This is a genomic window from Novosphingobium profundi (genome assembly GCF_020524485.1).
Classification (GTDB): domain Bacteria; phylum Pseudomonadota; class Alphaproteobacteria; order Sphingomonadales; family Sphingomonadaceae; genus Novosphingobium; species Novosphingobium profundi_A.
Genome location: NZ_JAIVLF010000003.1, coordinates 824,543 through 841,176, shown reverse-complemented (window position 1 = coordinate 841,176; position 16,634 = coordinate 824,543). Strand labels below are relative to the sequence as shown.

Here is a 16,634-nt window from a genome sequence, read left to right as displayed (position 1 = left end):
AAATCCCTGTTGCAGTGTGCCTTTCGGCGTGTTGCCCAAGACATTGCAGGAGGCGTGCCAAATGCGAAAAATGGCTGAATTGCAGGCTTTGCTAACTGTCTGGCCGATGAACCACATCTTACGTGTTGCCAAATAATGGTAAAATGCGCCAAATATTCGCAATGGATCGTGACGTTCAGTTCGTTGGCCAGTCGGTCGCCTTTCTCGATGCGGTGGAGCGCACCAGTCGCGCCGCCCCGATCACCCGTCCCGTGCTCGTCATTGGTGAGCGCGGTACGGGCAAGGAGCTGATCGCCCAGCGCCTGCATCGCCTTTCGCCGCGTTGGGGTGAACCGCTGGTTACGCTCAACTGCGCGGCGCTGCCCGAAACTCTCATCGAGGCCGAGCTCTTCGGCCATGAGGCGGGCGCTTTCACCGGCGCGACGCGTGCGCGGGCAGGGCGCTTCGAAGAGGCGGACGGGGGCACGCTGTTCCTCGATGAACTGGGCAATCTCTCGATGGCCGCGCAGGAGCGTCTCCTGCGCGCGATCGAATATGGCGAGGTGGCGCGCATCGGCGCCTCGCGTCCGATCACGGTTGACGTGCGCATCGTTGCGGCGACCAACGCGGACCTGCCGCGCATGGCGCGCGAGGGGGCGTTCCGTTCCGACCTGCTCGACCGGCTGAGTTTCGAGGTGATCACGCTTCCGCCCTTGCGCGCGCGCGAAGGCGATGTCTTCGAACTGGCGGATTACTATGGGCGGCGCATGGCGGCCGAACTGGCCTGGGAGGGGTGGCCCGGCTTTGCCCGCCCGGCGCTGGACGAACTGGAGGCCTACGCCTGGCCGGGCAATGTGCGCGAACTGCGCAACGTGGTCGAGCGGGCGGTCTACCGCTGGGATATCCCGGAGGAGCCGATCGGGCAGGTCGTCTTCGACCCCTTCGGTAGCCCATGGCGGGTGGAGGACGCGTCCGAGGCAGGGCAGTCCGCGCCCACATCTTCTTCGCAGGTGCTGGCTGCAACTTCAGGCGCGGTGGCCCGGAGCGCCGAGGAAAGGGAGCCCGCCTCCGGTCCGCTCCCGGGCGATCTGCGCGCCGCTGTCGATGCGTTCGAGTGCGATCTGCTGTGCCGGGGGCTCGAGGCGAATCGGTGGAACCAGCGGCGCACGGCCAAGGCGCTGGGGCTCAGCTACGACCAGCTGCGCCACGCGATGAAGCGCCATGCGCTGGCCCCGGGTGCCTAGCGCGGAGCGGTTGTGGGCCGGGGTGGATCGGAACAGGGGGCGAATCCGCGCGCTTTGTCGATAGGGATAGCCGTTTTGACGATGATCGGGCAGGGCTGGCTGTTCTTATTGATGGACCTGTTGCAAAATCGGACACGTGGGGAATTTCGGTCCCGTGGCGATTTTGCTACAGTCCATGCCCCGAAGATGAGCGATTGTAACGTGAGCCATGCCTGTTGAGATGGATGAACACCGCGCCCGGGCGCTGCTGGACGGCCTGACCGCAAAGCAGCGCGAGGTGCTCGATCTGCTGGTCCTGCACCGCACGACCAAGGAGATCGCGCGCGAGCTGGGCATCGCGCCCAACACGGTCGACCAGCGCATTGCCGGGGTGCGCGACAAGTGGGGGACCTCCAACCGTAAGGAAACCGCGCGTTTCTACGCCCGTCTGTGCGACCTATGTGGAAAAACCACATGTGATTTTTCGCGTGTCGACGAACCGGGGGCAGACGTTGAAAGTCTGCTTCAGGACCTGCCGGATACGCCGCAGTTCGTTCTCTCCGATGCCCGCCCCATGATGGGGTTTCCCGAGTGGCTGGAGGAAGAGCGCGAGCCTGTCGTGACCGCTCCGGTGGGCCTGGAGACCCTGGACCAGAAGTTCGGGCGTATTGGCCGCGTTGCCGCGATCCTCGTTCTTGCGATGGTCATGGCGATGACGCTGGCCACCTCGCTGGCAGTAGCCGACGCGTTGGAGCGCCTTATCTGAAAGTTCGTGCCGGGGTCTTCGCCAGACCCTGGTCGACCTCATTTCAGGTCGGCCGCTCGCGCCGCGGCCCTGCCTTCTCGTGTGGCCCCGGCATAGGACCGGAGACGACGACATGACCATGACCCCTGAAGTTGCCAGCCTGCGTATCGGCCGTTCGGTGACCTCGCTTGAGGATGCCATGGACGAACTGCTTGCCCGCTCGGGCGATCTCATGGCCGAAATGGCCCGCGCCCGTGTCGCCACCGCCGAAGCTGCGCACGCCGGTCAGCGCCCGATGATGCGCATTGCCGCCATGCAGAAGAACCTGATGGCCGCCCGCGGCGAACTGCTGCGCGCCCACGGCGACCTCTCGCAGCTTGCAGAAACCATGGGTATTCCGGTAGCCGGGTGCCCTGAAGAGGGGAGCCTTGCCAGCACCGCGGGTGAGGATATGGAAGGCGACGCCGCCGTGGAGCGCGCCGCCTGACACCCACGGGTGCGGCTGTAATGGGGGAACCTGCGATGCTCTCGGGCATCTTCCTGCCTGCTTTCTTCCTGCTTCTGGTCGTCAGTCCCGGACTGGCGGCCTGGAAGGGGGGCGAGCCGGAACGCTGGGGCGGCATGGTCATACTGGCCATGTGGGCGCTCCAGTCGGTCGGAGAATTCGTTCTTCCCAGCCAGTATTACGCGGTCGATCCCGTGGCCTTCCTGACCGACGTCGTCGGCATGCTGGGCTTTGGCATCATCGCGCTCAATGCAAGGAGGGTCTGGCCGTTATGGGCAGCCGCGTTGCAATTGCTGAGCCTGAGCGCGCACTTCGCCCGCTGGGCGGACCTCGACATTCCCGCGATTGTCTACGCGCTGATGCGCGATGGTCCGACCTTCGTGGTCATGATCGCGCTCCTGATCGGCACCTTGTGCCACATGCGCCGTGTGCGCCGCGAGGGGACGGACATCGCCTGGCAGAGCTGGCCGACCAGCTAGCCCAGGTGCGGGTGTTGAGCCGGGATTTCCCGCCGCTCCTCGCCGACCTGATGGGCCCGCTGGCGCGTGAGGTCCTGCTGATCGCCTATCTCGATACCCAGGGCCATGCGCTTGGCCACGTGTTTCTGGGGGGCGAGGATGTGAATGCCGTTCATGGCCGCTACCGCCCGTTGATAGCGCCGGCGCTGCGATTGGGGGCTGCGGGCTTCCTTCTCGCGCACAACCACCCCTCGGGTGATCCGCGCCCGAGCGCCGCCGATATTCGCGCGACTCATGGCCTTCAGGCGCTGGGCCGCGCACTTGAACTGGAATTTGCCGATCACCTGGTGGTCGGAGGCCGACAGGTGACGAGCATGCGGGCCTGTGGCCTGCTGGGAGGACGTATCGAGCGCCGCCGCTGCGCGGCGTAATGGAATTTCGCGATCTTCGCGCAGGGACTGCACTTCAGACGCACAGCACCTGCGTGGAGCACATGGGGGAGTGATGACAGGCCCATTTGGATCGGCTTTGGTCGGTTCGGGTCCGTCTCGCTTCGTGGCGGCGGGAGGCCTTCGGGGCGTCTCGCCGCCCTTTTTGTCCGGCGCATGGGGCACGTATGCCCGGAGCCTGGCGGTGCAGGCCCTGCCTTGGCCCGAACGTGGCCCTTGCATCTTTGCGTGAAAGAGCCTATCTGCAGGCTCATCCCGACATTGGTGAAACATGGATCGGGCTGGCGCCGGACAGGGGCCGGCGCGAAACCGCGTTTCCCGATGCGTTTTATCTCGCGACTCGCCTCAGGGCGAATCGCTCTATTCTGTAGCTGGAGTTCCGCTTGGCCGATCTTGCACGCCTTACCGAAGTCATCGAACCGGAGGTCACCGCCCTCGGCTTCGAGCTCGTGCGCGTGCGCCTGTTCGGCAAGAGCGAGGTCGGCGACGACGAGATTGCGCTGCAGATCATGGCCGAGCGTCCCGAGACCGGGCAGCTCGTGCTGGACGATTGTGTGGAGCTCTCGCACCGCATCTCGGACCGCATGGACGCGCTCGAAGAGGCGGGCGACGTGCTGATCGAGGAGGCCTACCGCCTCGAGGTCAGTTCGCCGGGCATCGACCGTCCGCTGACGCGCCCCAAGGACTACGCCAAGTGGGCCGGTCACGAGGCGCGCATCAACCTGACGGTGCCGGTCGATGGCAACCGCAAGGCCCTGAACGGCGATCTCGTCGGCATCGAGGGTGAGGCGGGCGCCGAAGTCGTGACCATCGAGGACAAGAAGTCGGGCCGGGTTTCCTTCCCGCTCGGTGACATCCATTCCGCCAGGCTTGTCCTTACCGACCGCCTGATCGCAGCCACCCGCCCGCTCGACACCGACGGTGCGGACGACATTCTTGAGGAACAGGAAGACTAAGCCATGGCCAGTGCGATTTCCGCCAACCGCGCCGAGCTGCTCGCGATCGCGAATGCCGTTGCCTCCGAGAAGATGATCGACAAGGCGATCGTCATCGAGGCGATGGAGGAAGCCATCCAGAAGTCGGCGCGCAACCGCTACGGCGCCGAGAATGACATCCGCGCCAAGCTCGATCCGCGCACCGGCGACCTGCGCCTGTGGCGTGTCGTCGAGGTGGTCGAGGAAGTCGACGACTACTTCAAGCAGGTCGACCTCAAGCAGGCGCAGAAGCTCGACAAGGAAGCCAAGCTGGGCGACTTCATCGTCGATCCGCTGCCCCCTGTCGATCTCGGCCGTATCGATGCGCAGTCGGCCAAGCAGGTCATCTTCCAGAAGGTGCGCGACGCCGAGCGCGACCGCCAGTACGAGGAATTCAAGGACCGCGCGGGTGAAATCATCACGGGCGTCATCAAGTCCGTCGAATTCGGCCACGTGATCGTGAACCTGGGCCGCGCCGAAGGCGTGATCCGCCGCGACCAGCAGATCCCGCGCGAAGCCGCCCGTGTCGGCGAGCGCGTGCGTGCCCTGGTCCTGCGCGTCGAGCGCCAGAACCGCGGTCCCCAGATCTTCCTTTCGCGCGCCCACCCGGACTTCATGAAGAAGCTCTTCGCGCAGGAAGTCCCCGAGATCTACGACGGCATCATCGAGATCAAGGCTGCGGCCCGTGACCCGGGTTCGCGCGCCAAGATCGGCGTGATCAGCCACGACCACTCGATCGACCCCGTGGGCGCCTGCGTCGGCATGAAGGGCAGCCGCGTTCAGGCGGTCGTCCAGGAAATGCAGGGCGAGAAGATCGACATCATTCCCTGGAGCGAGGACACCGCGACCTTCGTCGTCAACGCGCTCCAGCCCGCGACTGTCAGCCGCGTCGTCATCGACGAGGAAGAAAGCCGCATCGAGGTCGTCGTGCCCGATGACCAGCTTTCGCTCGCCATTGGCCGCCGCGGCCAGAACGTGCGCCTCGCCTCGCAGCTCACCGGCTCGCAGATCGACATCATGACCGAGGCCGAATCCTCGGAGAAGCGCCAGAAGGAATTCACCGAGCGCTCGACCATGTTCGAGAACGAACTGGATCTCGACGAGACGCTTTCGCAGCTGCTGGTGGCCGAAGGCTTCACCGAGCTGGAGGAAGTCGCCTACATCGACATGAGCGAACTCGCCTCGATCGAGGGCCTCGACGAGGAACTCGCCGAAGAGCTCCAGAACCGTGCCCACGAGGCACTCGAGCGCCGCGAGGACGCCTACCGCGAGGAGCGCCGTGCGCTTGGCGTCGAGGACGGCCTGGCCGAACTCCCGCACCTCACCGAAGGCATGCTGGTCGTGCTCGGCAAGGGCGGCATCAAGACGCTCGACGATCTGGCGGACCTTGCCACCGACGAGCTCATCGCCAAGAAGCGCACCGAGCAGCGTCGCCGCGACGGTTCGGTGAACCGCCGCGCCCGCGACGAGGACAAGGGCGGCGTGCTCGGCGAGTATGGCCTGACCGAAGAGCAGGGCAACGAGATCATCATGGCTGCGCGTGCGCACTGGTTCGAGGACGAGGAGCCGGTGGAAGCCGACGCCACGACCGAAGCCGAAGCGGACACGGCCGACACGGCCGCTGCGCCCGAAACCGAGGAGGCCGCCGATGCGGAATCCTCGCAATGAGCGCGTAAGCTCCGACATCGATAGCACCGGGACGGAGAGGACCTGCATCCTCTCCGGCCGGAAAGGTGCGCGCGAGGACTTCATCCGTCTGGCGATCTCGCCGGACGGCTTGGTCCTTCCCGATATCCACGCACGTGCCCCCGGGCGCGGGGCGTGGATCGGCGTTTCGCGCGACACCCTTGAAAATGCACTCGCGAAGGGCAAACTAAAGGGAGCGATGGCGCGTGCCTACAAGGGCGCGCCCCTGTCGATCCCCGAGGACCTTGGCGCGCGCATCGCGCAGGGGCTCGAGAAAGCCCTGACCGAACGCCTGGGACTGGAATTGAAGTCCGGGCGCCTCCTCATGGGATCGGACCGGATCGCGCAGAACGCGCGTGAGGGCAAGGTGGCCTGGCTGGCCCATGCCGCCGACGCCCGCGAGGATGGATCGCGTAAACTGGACCAGGCCTGGCGTGTCGGCCGCGATGCCGAAGGCTCGGGCCTGAAGGGCACGCGCTTGCCACTGGACCGCACCACACTGTCTGTGGCATTGGGCCGCGACAATGTCGTGCACCTGGCGCTGAATGATCGCGGCGCGGCCCAGAGGGTCGATTCGCTGCTGACGCGCCTCCTGCAATTCCAGGGGCAGGACCCACCTGATGACGGGCCCGATGACGGGGCGCCGACACCAGACGTTGGCGCAGAAATAGATGGCAAGGGGCAGGCCCAAGACGCTGTGCCCACGACGACACCCGACATGGGTCGGGCACACGCAGATTGAGATTTGAAGGGCAAAACGAGAATTATGAGCGAGACCGATAACAAACCGACCCTGGGCCGCAAGCCGCTTGGGCTGAAGCGTTCCGTGGAAGCCGGTGAGGTCAAGCAGACCTTCAGCCACGGCCGCACCAACAAGGTCGTGGTGGAAGTCAAGCGTCGCAAGGTGATTGGCAAGCCGGGCGCGGACACCGCGAGCGAAAGCAAGGCGGCCGAGACCAAGGCCCCCGAAGCGAAGGCTCCCGAGCCCAAGGCCGAGGCCCCGGCGCCTGCGCCGACCCCGACCCCTGCTCCGGCACCCACTCCGGCCCCGGCCCCCGAAGCCAAGGCTGAAGCTCCGGCCCCGGCGCCTGCGCCCGCTCCCAAGGCGGAAGCGGCTCCGGCACCCGAGGCGAAGGCTGCTCCGGAACCTGAGGCAAAGAGCGCTCCGGCCCCCAAGCCCGCTCCGGCACCTGCTGCAAAGGCGGCGCCTGCACCCAAGGCCGCTCCGGCGCCCCGCCCGCGCAAGCCCGCGCCGCCGCGCAAGGGCCCTCCCGGTGAAACGCCGCAGGAGCGCGTGAAGCGTCTCCAGCGCGAGGCCGAGGAAGATCGCCTGCGCATGGCCGAGGAAAACCGTCGCCGTGAGGAAGAAGCCAAGCTTCAGGCGATCGAGGAAGAAAAGCGCCGCGCCGAAGACAACCGCCGCGCCGAGGAAGAAGCCGCGGTGAAGGCCGCTGCCGACGCCAAGGCCAAGGCGGAAGCCGAAGCACAGGCCAAGGCCGAAGCCGAGGCGGCTGCCAAGGCTGCGCCTGCGCAGGACAGCAAGCCCGCCGCCGCAACGCCGGCATCGGGCAACGGCGCTGCCGCGCCCGGTCCGCGCCGCTTCACCCCGGTCAAGCGTCCCGAACCCGCGCGCAAGCCCGATGGGGCCGGTGCTGCTGGCGGTGCCAAGCCGGCGGCCGCCAAGAAGGGCGGCGCGCCTGCACGCGGCGCTGAACGCAAGAACGACCGTCGCCAGTCGGGCAAGCTCACCGTCAACCGTGCGCTGAACGACGACGAGGGTGCACGTGCACGTTCGCTCGCCGCGCTCAAGCGTGCGCGTGAGAAGGAGCGCCGTGCGCAGTTCTCGGGCCGTTCGCAGCCGCGCGAGAAGCAGGTACGCGATGTCATCGTGCCCGAGGCGATCACCGTTCAGGAACTCGCCAACCGCATGGCCGAGAAGGGCGCTGACCTTGTGAAGGCGCTGTTCAACATGGGCATGATGGTCACCGTCAACCAGACGATCGACCAGGACACCGCCGAGCTGCTGGTCGAGGAATTCGGCCACAACATCGAGCGTGTCTCCTCGAGCGACGTGGACATCAACGTTGACAGCGACGTCGATGCACCCGAGACGCTGAAGCCGCGTGCGCCGGTCGTGACCATCATGGGCCACGTCGACCACGGCAAGACCTCGCTGCTCGATGCCCTTCGCGGCACCGATGTGGTGCGCGGCGAAGCTGGCGGCATCACGCAGCACATGGGCGCCTACCAGATCAAGACGAAGGGCGGGGACAAGATCACCTTCCTCGACACGCCGGGTCACGCGGCCTTCACCCAGATGCGTATGCGCGGTGCCAACGTCACCGACATCGTCATCCTGGTCGTGGCGGCGGACGACGGCATCATGCCGCAGACGATCGAGGCCATCAATCACACCAAGGCCGCGGGCGTTCCCATGATCGTCGCGATCAACAAGTGCGACAAGGAAGAGGCGAATGCCCAGAAGGTGCGCGAGCGTCTGCTTGAGCACGAGGTCATCGTCGAGGCCATGTCGGGCGATGTGCAGGACGTCGAAGTCTCGGCCAAGACTGGCAAGGGCCTCGATGAACTGATCGAGAAGCTGCTGCTCCAGGCCGAGTTCATGGAACTCAAGGCCAACCCGGACCGCAACGCGGTGGGCACCGTGATCGAAGCCAAGCTCGACAAGGGCAAGGGGCCGGTCGCCACGGTTCTCGTCAACCGCGGTACGCTCAAGCGCGGCGACATCTTCGTCGTCGGCACCGAGAGCGGCCGTGTGCGCGCCATGAACGATGACAAGGGCAAGCAGGTCAAGGAAGCTGGCCCCTCGATGCCGATCGAGGTGCTGGGGCTTGGCGGCGTGCCGATGGCCGGCGACGTGCTGACCGTGGTCGAGAGCGAACAGCGTGCCCGCGAGGTCTCCTCGTGGCGCCAGGAGCAGGCGACCGCCAAGCGCACTGCCACCGCGCCTGCCTCGCTCGACACGATGTTCTCTGCGCTCAAGGCCAAGCAGGACGTCATCGAGTACCCCGTCGTCATCAAGGCCGACGTGCAGGGCTCGGTGGAAGCGATTGCAGCTGCGCTCCACAATCTCTCGAACGACGAGATCAAGGTGCGCATCCTGCACTCGGGCGTGGGCGCCATCACCGAGACCGACGTCTCGCTGGCGTCCGCTTCGGGCGCTCCGATCATCGGCTTCAACGTCCGCCCGAACGCCAAGGCGCGCGAGCAGATCGAGAAGAGCAAGACCGCGATGATGTACTACGACGTCATCTACGAGCTCACCGAGGAAGTCGCCAAGCAGATGGCCGGCATCTGGGGCCCCGAGAAGATCGAAACCGTCGTCGGCCGCGCCGAGGTCAAGCAGGTCTTCCCGGCGGGCAAGAAGGACAAGGCGGCGGGTCTCCTCGTTGTCGAGGGCGCGATCCGCAAGGGTCTCCACGCCCGTCTTACCCGCAACGACGTCATCGTTTCGGCAACGACCATCGCCTCGCTGCGTCGCTTCAAGGACGACGTGGACGAAGTGCGCACCGGCCTCGAGTGCGGTGTGGTCCTGGCCGATACGAACGACATTCGAGCGGGTGACCAGCTCGAAGTCTTCGAGGTCAGCCATCGCGAGCGTACGCTGGGCTGATAGGCCTTGCCCGTTTCGCGCAAGCGACACAGACAGCCGCGGCCCGCGTCGGACACCACGTCCGGCGCGGGCCGTCGCCGTTTGGGGCGCGGCAAAAGGAGGATTGGGGGAAAACTAGCTGGCGGACTTGCCGATGCAGCTGTCTCCTAGGGGCTGGAACGGCTAGGCTGCGGGTGTTTTTCCGCGCTGGCCTGTCTGGGCGGCGTGGCCCTGTTCGGAGTTCTTCGCTGATGCCCCGCTACTGCGCCTTCTTCAGTTCGCTCAACGTAGGCGGCAATCGCCTGACGATGGAGGAACTGCGCCACGCGCTGCGGCGCGAGGAGATCGACAACGTCGAGACCGTCATCGCCAGCGGCAACGTCCTGTTCGACTACGAGGACCGTCCGACCGAAGGCCTGGAGGAACTGTTCGCCTTCATCATGGCCGAGCGCTTCGACATCGACAGCTTCGTTGCGATCCGCACCAAGGACGAGGTGCGCGCGGCGCTGGAGGAGAACCCCTTCGTGGGCTTTGGCGAGGACGCACAGGTCCACACCCATTTCCTGCAGTCCCAGCCCCCGCAGGAGAACTTCGAGGCGCTTCTGGCCGCCTACAAGGGCCGGGGCGAGGAGAAGTTCGCGCTCGGCGAACGCTGCCTTTTCGTCGATTACGTGGACGGCGTGGGCCGCAGCCGCCTGACCCCGGCCTTCATCGAGCGGCGCCTGGGCTGCCGCACGACCGCGCGCAACGCGCGCTCGCTGGGGCGCATTCTCGCCAAGATGTGATGAAAACCATCCGGGGCCGGTTTCGCAGCTGCGGAACGAGTCGCCGGATGCCGGGTTGTCCCTGCAAAGGAGATACCCCGATGATGTCACTGATAACCCTGGTCGCGACCGTTCTCTTGCCCCCACTCGGCGTCGCCCTGAAGCATGGGCTGGGCAAAACTTTCCTGCTCAACCTGATCCTGACGATCATCCTGTTCCTGCCCGGCTTGCTGCACGGCATCTACGTCAACTACATGCGTTGAGGCCCCTCGCGGGTGGGCGTGATGCCCCCATTGCCGGGGATGTCGGGACAGCGATGAACGGCCAAACCGTCTTTTCCCGGGCTCTGCGACGATCTGGCGCAATCAATTGTTGCAAAATGCCGTGTTCGGCCCACATGGAGGACAACCATGGCTCGACAGCAATTCACTCCCGAACAGCACTCGGTCCGCCTGCTCAAGGTGGGCGAGCAGGTGCGCCACGTCATTTCCGAGATCCTCACCCGCCAGCAGGTGCATGACGCCACGCTGAGCGGTCATTCGGTCTCGGTCACCGAAGTGCGCATGACCCCGGACCTCCGGCAGGCGACCGTCTACGTGAAGCCCCTGCTCGGCGAGGACGAAGAGGCGGTGCTCAAGGCGCTGCGCACGAACACGGCCTATTTCCAGAAGGAAGTGGCCCAGCGTCTCAAGCTCAGGTTTGCGGCCAAGATCCGTTTCCGCGCCGACGAGACCTTCGACGAAGCCAGCCGGATCGACGCGCTTCTCAACGACCCGCGCGTCCAGCGCGACCTTGATGACGAGGAAAAGGACGGCGACGACGACTGATCGCGCCATCGCCTTGCACATACGAAAAGAGGCCCGGACGCTGTGTCCGGGCCTCTTTTCGTATGTGGGGCTGGAATGCCTGAACCTATCAGCTGGGCACGAACAGTGCGCGGGCACGCTCCCACTTGCCCTGCGCGGCGTCCTCGGGCGCGATGCGGATCTGGAAGCGGGCTTCCTCGGGCCAGCACCATTCGATCATGTCATCCCAGGCGAGGTCGACGAGTACGATCTCGTCGCTGTCCTCGGCAGGCACGAACAGGCGGTGCGTGCCTTCGGCGGGGAGGCGGTACTCGGCGTTGAGGCGCGCGAGCATGGCTTCGGGAATCGCCGCGACCGCTTCGGGGGGGCCTGAAATCGCCGCGCGCAGCGAGACGGTCGCCATTTCGCCGAGCGAGCCGGGAATGCTCTGGCCGATCAGTTCGCCATAGCGCTCGTGCGCTTCGGGCAGAAGGTCGCGCACGATCTCGAGTTCCTGCTCGCTCAGCACACCCCAGGGGGCGCGGCCCTCGGTGAAGCTTTCGAGGGCGGCCAGCATGTCGGGCAGCGAGCCGCGTTGCTCCTCGATCCGTGCGAGGTCGGCTTCCAGACCTTCGATGTCCTCGCGCGCGTCTTCCAGCTCGTAGGGGTCGGTGTCGGGATCGTTCTCGATCCGCTTCAGTTCCTCGCGGGCCTGAAGCAGGTTCGCGCGGTGCGCCGCGATCGGCGCATCGGCCTGTTCAAGACCTTCGCGCAGGCGGTCGGCGAAATGCTGGACCGAATGCCACCACAGCGTCTCGACCGGCTCGCCCACGCCCACCGCGTAGAAGGGATGGTCACGTTCGAGCGCGGTGCCGATGGCGTTTCCGGCGTGGACTTCGATGGGCCAGTAGGGAAAGAGCCAGCGGGTGAGGCGCGAGGTGTGCTGCGGGAAGGGCATGGCTGCACCTTCCTCGAAGGCGGGCGGCAGGTCCTGCGGGGGATCGGTGAAGTCGGCGGTGACGTCTGCGGCCAGGGGCACGAGGCCGCCGTCGCCGAGGAACACCGCCAGCGAGCCAGTGCCGGGCAGCGAGCCTTCCGGGCTACAGGCGGCGATGTCGGCCAGGTCGATCTGGGCGAGGAAGGGCAGGGCGATGCCGGAAAGGTCGCGCGGCCAGGGCGTATCGCCAAGGCGCGGGAGGCCGCCGAACCAGCTGCTGTCGCCGAACCAGTCGCGGCCCGGTTCACGCACCTTGCGCACCAGGGTGAGCGGGGTGGCGGTGAAGGGAGCGGGCGTGGGCTGCGCAGGCAGGGGCTCTGCCGGTACGGGCTCGGCGGGGACCGGTGCAGGCTGTACTTCGCGCGTGATCTCGGGGGCGGGCTCTGGCCGGGGAGCGGGCGCGGGCGCTTGGGCAGGCTCGACTTCGTCGTGTTCGTCCTCGATCAGGTCCTGCGCGCCGGGGGCCTGGGGGTAATGGTCGAGATCGAGTTCGTCGGACGGGCTGAAGAAGGGCTCGCCCTCCTCCGCGTAGCGCGTGCGGGTGGGGACCAGCGCCAGGACAAGCGAGAGCGCCAGGCCAATCCCGATCGCGATGAGGGCGCCGGTGCTGCGCCCCACTGCGGCCTCGATGCCGTCGACCAGGCCATCGAGCCCGGCGAGGAAGCCGTTGAGCGCGCCATCCGCCGTCGGCGAGGCGACCGGGGCCATCGCGATGTAGATCGCGACCGCTATCGCCAGTCCCATCAGGACGAAGGCGGCGATCATTCGTTTCATGGCGTGCTCCACTGCCGTGCTGTGCTCTGTCAACGGCCGCGCAGGCCGCCGTGCGGACGCGCGCGCCCGGTGCAACTTGGCGTTGATCCTTCCTGCCGGGGAGAACGCAGGGCAAGCCCGTAGACAGCGGCGTGGGCCCTGTTATCCCCAGCAGCGATGGCCAAGCTCTACTTTTACTACGCCAGCATGAACGCCGGGAAGTCGGCGACCCTGCTCCAGGCGAACTTCAACTACAACGAACGCGGCATGCGCACGATGCTCTGGACCGCCGCGCTCGATAGCCGCTCGGGCGGGCTCGACGATGCCCACGCGATCGAGAGCCGGATCGGCCTTCATGCCAGCGCGCACCGCTTTGCGCCCGAGACCGACCTCTATGCGCGGGTGAGCGCCGCGCATGCGGCCGAACCGCTGTCCTGCATCCTCATCGACGAAGCGCAGTTCCTGACAGCGGAGCAGGTCTGGCAATGCGCGCACCTGGCCGACAAGGCCAATATTCCGGTGCTGTGCTATGGCCTGCGCACCGATTTTCAGGGCGCGCTCTTTCCGGGCTCGGCGGTGCTCCTGGGCATCGCGGATACCCTGGTGGAGCTCAAGGGGGTATGCCATTGCGGGCGCAAGGCCTCGATGAACCTGCGGGTCGATGCCACCGGCGGCGCGGTGAGCGAAGGCGCGCAGACCGAGATCGGCGGCAACGAGCGCTACGTGGCCTTGTGCCGCAAGCACTTCAGCGAGGCCTTGGGGCACTGATTACGCGCGCTTTCGGGCGGGCGTTCAGCGCCCGGCCATGGGGCCGAGGGTAGGGACGGTAATATGGAACTTACGGCCTTGCAGATGGCGGCGATCCCTCTGCCACTGATCCTTGCCATCGTCTTTCACGAAGTCTCGCACGGCGCCGTGGCGCGCCTGCTCGGTGATCCCACGGCGCACGCGGCCGGGCGCCTGACGCTGAACCCGCTGCGCCATGTCGATCCGGTGGGGACCCTGCTGGTTCCCGGTTTCCTGGCGCTGGTCCACGCGCCGGTGTTCGGGTGGGCGCGGCCGGTTCCCGTGAACAAGCGCCAGCTGAACCATCCGCGCCGCGACATGATGCTGGTGGCTGCGGCAGGGCCGGGGAGCAATCTGGTGCTGGCCGCGCTTTCGGCGGTGCTGTTCGGCCTTCTGGCCCGATTCCTGCCCGAAGAGGGTGGCGGCGTGAGCGAATTCGCCGCGCTCAGCCTGTCGCTCTTCATCCAGTTCAACGTCTTCCTCGCGCTCTTCAATCTGCTGCCGGTGCCGCCCTTCGATGGCTCGCACATCGTTGAGGGCTTGCTGCCCCCGGCCGCCGCGCGCGTCTACGCCCGGGCGCGGCCCTTCGGCCTGGGGCTGATGTTCCTGCTCCTGCTGGGCGTGCCCTATGTCTTTCCCGACTGGAACATCGTCGAGCGGGTGGTCGTCCCGCCCTTCCTGTGGGTGATGGAGCAGTTCTTCACGCTCGCGCAGGCGGTGGCGGGGCTGACCGGCTAGGCCGCGGTCCCGGAGGCGGGATCGGGAGGAATGACGCGAAAGCCGTTCCAGTCGTCCTGTCCTGCAGCAATCACCCGGTTGCGTCCCGCCAGCTTGGCGCGGAATAGCGCCTCGTCGGCCGCGCGCAGGGCGCTCTTGCGGTTGGGGTAGGCGTGGACGTCGGCGACCCCGGCTGAGAAGCTGATGCGTCCGAAGGGCGTGTTGGTGGCGCGGTTGACGAGACGGCGGGAGGCGATCGTCTCGCGCGTCTCGTCGAGGATCGTACACGCCGTGGCGAGGTTCGATCCACGCAGAAGCACCACGAATTCCTCGCCGCCATGACGTGCGACATGGCACTTGTCATTGGACAGTTCGGCCAGCGCCTGGGCGACGGTGCGCAGCACGCGGTCCCCGGCCTCGTGGCCGTGGGTGTCGTTGACGCGCTTGAAGCGGTCGATGTCACAGAAGGCAACGCACAGCGGCTCGTTCTTGGCTTGCGCCTGGGCCAGTTCGTCCTCGAACACGGCCTCGAAGGCGCGGCGGTTGGGAAGGCCGGTGAGGTGGTCGATCTCGGCCTCGCGCCGGGCATCTTCGAGGCTGCGCTGGAGAGCTTCTGTTTCGCGCTCGGAGCGGGATATCTCGCGCTCCATGTCGCGCGTGCGGCGCAGCATCTCGCGCGCAACGCTGGTGAGTGCCTCGATGGCGCTGCTGGCCTCCTGGCACGGCGCGATGCCGCCCAGAGCATCGACCTGCTCGGCCAGGGTCTCGTTATAGCTGGTGGTGGCCGAGCGCGCGGCGGTGGCGGTACATCCGAACTGGGCAATGGCGCCCTCCAGCTTGCGGACGAGGGCGTGGATCTGGCGTGCGCCGCTTTCCTCCTCGTCGCAGCGCACCGTCTCCTCGAGCCATTCGACGGTGAGCGGCGCTCCGCTCGCGACATGTTCTCCGACCAGGCGCACCAGCGCGGGGTTGGCGCCGGTCACGACATCGTGCGCGATGGTGAGCGTGTGGGGGCTGACCGGCAATCCGTGCCCCATGAGAAAGCGGGTGATGTCCTCCAGGACATGGCGCCGACGCTTGTCGGCAGGACTTTCCGCAGGTCCCGGCGGTGTGTCCGTGGTCTGCGCGGGTGGGGGAGGAGGTTCCTCTTCGCGCGCAGCGCCGAGGCCAAGCCAGCGGGCCCAGCCGGGGCTTCGGGAGGTGCCGGGATCGTGCGCGTTCATGGGCGAGGCTGACCGATAGCTGCGTTGCTCCAGTCCATTGGCGGGCCTTTGCGGGATCGCCTCCGGGGAGAGGGCAGACTAGCCCGGCACGGTTTCGCCTCAGTTGCGCGCGGGTGCAGGGATTTCCCCTGCGTTGGTGGCGGCGGTGGTTGCGGCGCTGTGTCCCGTGCGGGCGCAGGTTAGCTGGTCGGAGTGGGCGTTTCCGCTTCGGTGGGGGGAGATTGGGGTGTCTCGGGCGCCTTGGGCGGGGCGGAGGTGCGCCGGGCGCTCAGGATGGGCACCTCGTTCTCGAGGATATCGCCCTTCATGACGCCTTCGCCCTTGGTGGCCGAACGCGGCTGCGACCAGATCGCCTTGACCACGTCCATACCCGCAGCGACGTGGCCGAACGCGGCGAAGCCTGCGCCCGGGTCCTCGCCGCTGTTGCCCTCCTCGGCGTCAAGGGCGGGCATGTCCGAAAGCATGATCATGAAGTCGGCCGTGGCCGTGCCGGGCGCGAAGCGGGCCATCGAGATCGTGCCCGTAGTGTGCTTGATGCCGGTTTCGTTGGTGCTCTCATGCGCGACGGGGTCGAAGAGCTTGGCGGCGTTGCGCACGCCGCCCTGGAGCAGGCCCTGATCCTCACCCTCCCCGTAAGGCAGGTGCATGGCGCGGTAGAACAGCGCGCCATCGAGGTTCTTCGCATCGACGTACTTGAGAAAGTTCGCCGAGGTCTTGGGGGCATGGGTGGTGTCGAGCGCGAGGGTGATCGTGCCCTTCGCGGTCTTGAGCGCGACGTAGGCGTATTCTGCCGGTTCCGGCGCGGGCTCGGCCGGGGCTTCGTCCGCAGGGGGCGCCGCGCTGGGCGCAGGAGCGGTTTCCTGGGCGGCAAGGCCCGCCGGCACGAGGGCCAATGCGGCGGCAAGGCTGGCGCAGAAGGTCAGGCGGCCCATGGTCGAACTCCCGGTGGCAGTGATCTCGCTGGCTGGGTTTCGGGCCCG

17 protein-coding genes are annotated in these 16,634 nt (G+C 66.8%); 14 read left to right on the top strand and 3 right to left on the bottom strand.

All coding sequences use genetic code 11. The features are described from left to right. Positions 1-161: 161 nt before the first annotated feature. From pspF to rbfA, 12 genes are all read left to right on the top strand, one after another. Positions 162-1,223 carry a phage shock protein operon transcriptional activator gene (pspF, locus tag LC060_RS10095; RefSeq protein ID WP_226635148.1) on the top strand — a complete coding sequence of 354 codons (1,062 nt, stop codon included), beginning with the start codon at positions 162-164 and terminating at the stop codon, positions 1,221-1,223. Positions 1,224-1,431: 208 nt separating this feature from the next. Continuing rightward, entirely contained in the window at positions 1,432-1,968 is a 537-nt protein-coding gene (locus LC060_RS10090; protein ID WP_226635146.1) for a sigma factor-like helix-turn-helix DNA-binding protein, read from the top strand. A 112-nt stretch (positions 1,969-2,080) separates the two neighbouring features. Then, a complete protein-coding gene (locus tag LC060_RS10085) occupies positions 2,081-2,434 on the top strand; it encodes a hypothetical protein (protein WP_226635145.1) in 354 nt (117 codons plus the stop codon). A gap of 20 nt (positions 2,435-2,454) precedes the next feature. Further along, the gene (locus LC060_RS10080; RefSeq protein ID WP_162528440.1) at positions 2,455-2,931 is read left to right on the top strand and encodes a hypothetical protein; all 477 of its coding nucleotides are present in this window, start codon (positions 2,455-2,457) and stop codon (positions 2,929-2,931) included. Positions 2,932-2,945: 14 nt separating this feature from the next. Next, complete coding sequence (locus tag LC060_RS10075) at positions 2,946-3,341, top strand: JAB domain-containing protein (protein WP_226635144.1); 396 nt, start codon at positions 2,946-2,948, stop codon at positions 3,339-3,341. Positions 3,342-3,742: 401 nt separating this feature from the next. Next, positions 3,743-4,315 carry a ribosome maturation protein RimP gene (gene rimP / locus LC060_RS10070; protein WP_226635142.1) on the top strand — a complete coding sequence of 191 codons (573 nt, stop codon included), beginning with the start codon at positions 3,743-3,745 and terminating at the stop codon, positions 4,313-4,315. Between the two features lie 3 nt (positions 4,316-4,318). Continuing rightward, positions 4,319-6,001 carry a transcription termination factor NusA gene (gene nusA / locus LC060_RS10065; protein ID WP_226635140.1) on the top strand — a complete coding sequence of 561 codons (1,683 nt, stop codon included), beginning with the start codon at positions 4,319-4,321 and terminating at the stop codon, positions 5,999-6,001. After that, complete coding sequence (locus LC060_RS10060) at positions 5,982-6,761, top strand: DUF448 domain-containing protein (protein ID WP_226635138.1); 780 nt, start codon at positions 5,982-5,984, stop codon at positions 6,759-6,761. The genes nusA and LC060_RS10060 overlap by 20 nt, the downstream gene beginning before the upstream one ends. A 24-nt stretch (positions 6,762-6,785) precedes the next feature. Next, positions 6,786-9,650 (top strand): translation initiation factor IF-2, encoded by a 2,865-nt coding sequence (gene infB / locus LC060_RS10055; protein ID WP_226635135.1) that lies wholly within the window; start codon positions 6,786-6,788, stop codon positions 9,648-9,650. A 230-nt stretch (positions 9,651-9,880) separates the two neighbouring features. Then, positions 9,881-10,414: a DUF1697 domain-containing protein gene (locus LC060_RS10050; RefSeq protein ID WP_226635133.1), complete on the top strand. Its 534-nt coding sequence runs from the start codon at positions 9,881-9,883 to the stop codon at positions 10,412-10,414. 80 nt (positions 10,415-10,494) lie between these two features. Then, positions 10,495-10,656, top strand: a complete 162-nt coding sequence (locus tag LC060_RS10045; RefSeq protein ID WP_226635131.1) for a YqaE/Pmp3 family membrane protein — start codon at positions 10,495-10,497, stop codon at positions 10,654-10,656. Positions 10,657-10,803: 147 nt separating this feature from the next. Further along, positions 10,804-11,220, top strand: coding sequence for a 30S ribosome-binding factor RbfA (gene rbfA / locus LC060_RS10040; protein ID WP_226635128.1), 417 nt, complete (start codon positions 10,804-10,806; stop codon positions 11,218-11,220). A gap of 88 nt (positions 11,221-11,308) precedes the next feature. Here rbfA and LC060_RS10035 read toward each other — a convergent pair whose 3' ends face one another. Beyond that, a complete protein-coding gene (locus tag LC060_RS10035) occupies positions 11,309-12,949 on the bottom strand; it encodes a DUF1963 domain-containing protein (protein WP_226635127.1) in 1,641 nt (546 codons plus the stop codon). A 156-nt stretch (positions 12,950-13,105) separates the two neighbouring features. Here LC060_RS10035 and LC060_RS10030 point away from each other — a divergent pair, with 156 nt between their 5' ends. Further along, positions 13,106-13,696, top strand: a complete 591-nt coding sequence (locus LC060_RS10030; protein WP_226635125.1) for a thymidine kinase — start codon at positions 13,106-13,108, stop codon at positions 13,694-13,696. Between the two features lie 63 nt (positions 13,697-13,759). Further along, positions 13,760-14,452, top strand: coding sequence for a site-2 protease family protein (locus tag LC060_RS10025; RefSeq protein WP_226635117.1), 693 nt, complete (start codon positions 13,760-13,762; stop codon positions 14,450-14,452). Here the strand turns inward: LC060_RS10025 and LC060_RS10020 are convergent. After that, positions 14,449-15,654: a sensor domain-containing diguanylate cyclase gene (locus LC060_RS10020; protein ID WP_226635115.1), complete on the bottom strand. Its 1,206-nt coding sequence runs from the start codon at positions 15,652-15,654 to the stop codon at positions 14,449-14,451. The genes LC060_RS10025 and LC060_RS10020 overlap by 4 nt on opposite strands. 179 nt (positions 15,655-15,833) lie before the next feature. After that, on the bottom strand, positions 15,834-16,586 hold the full coding sequence (locus LC060_RS10015) for a peptidylprolyl isomerase (protein WP_226635113.1): 753 nt from the start codon (positions 16,584-16,586) through the stop codon (positions 15,834-15,836). Positions 16,587-16,634 lie beyond the last annotated feature (48 nt).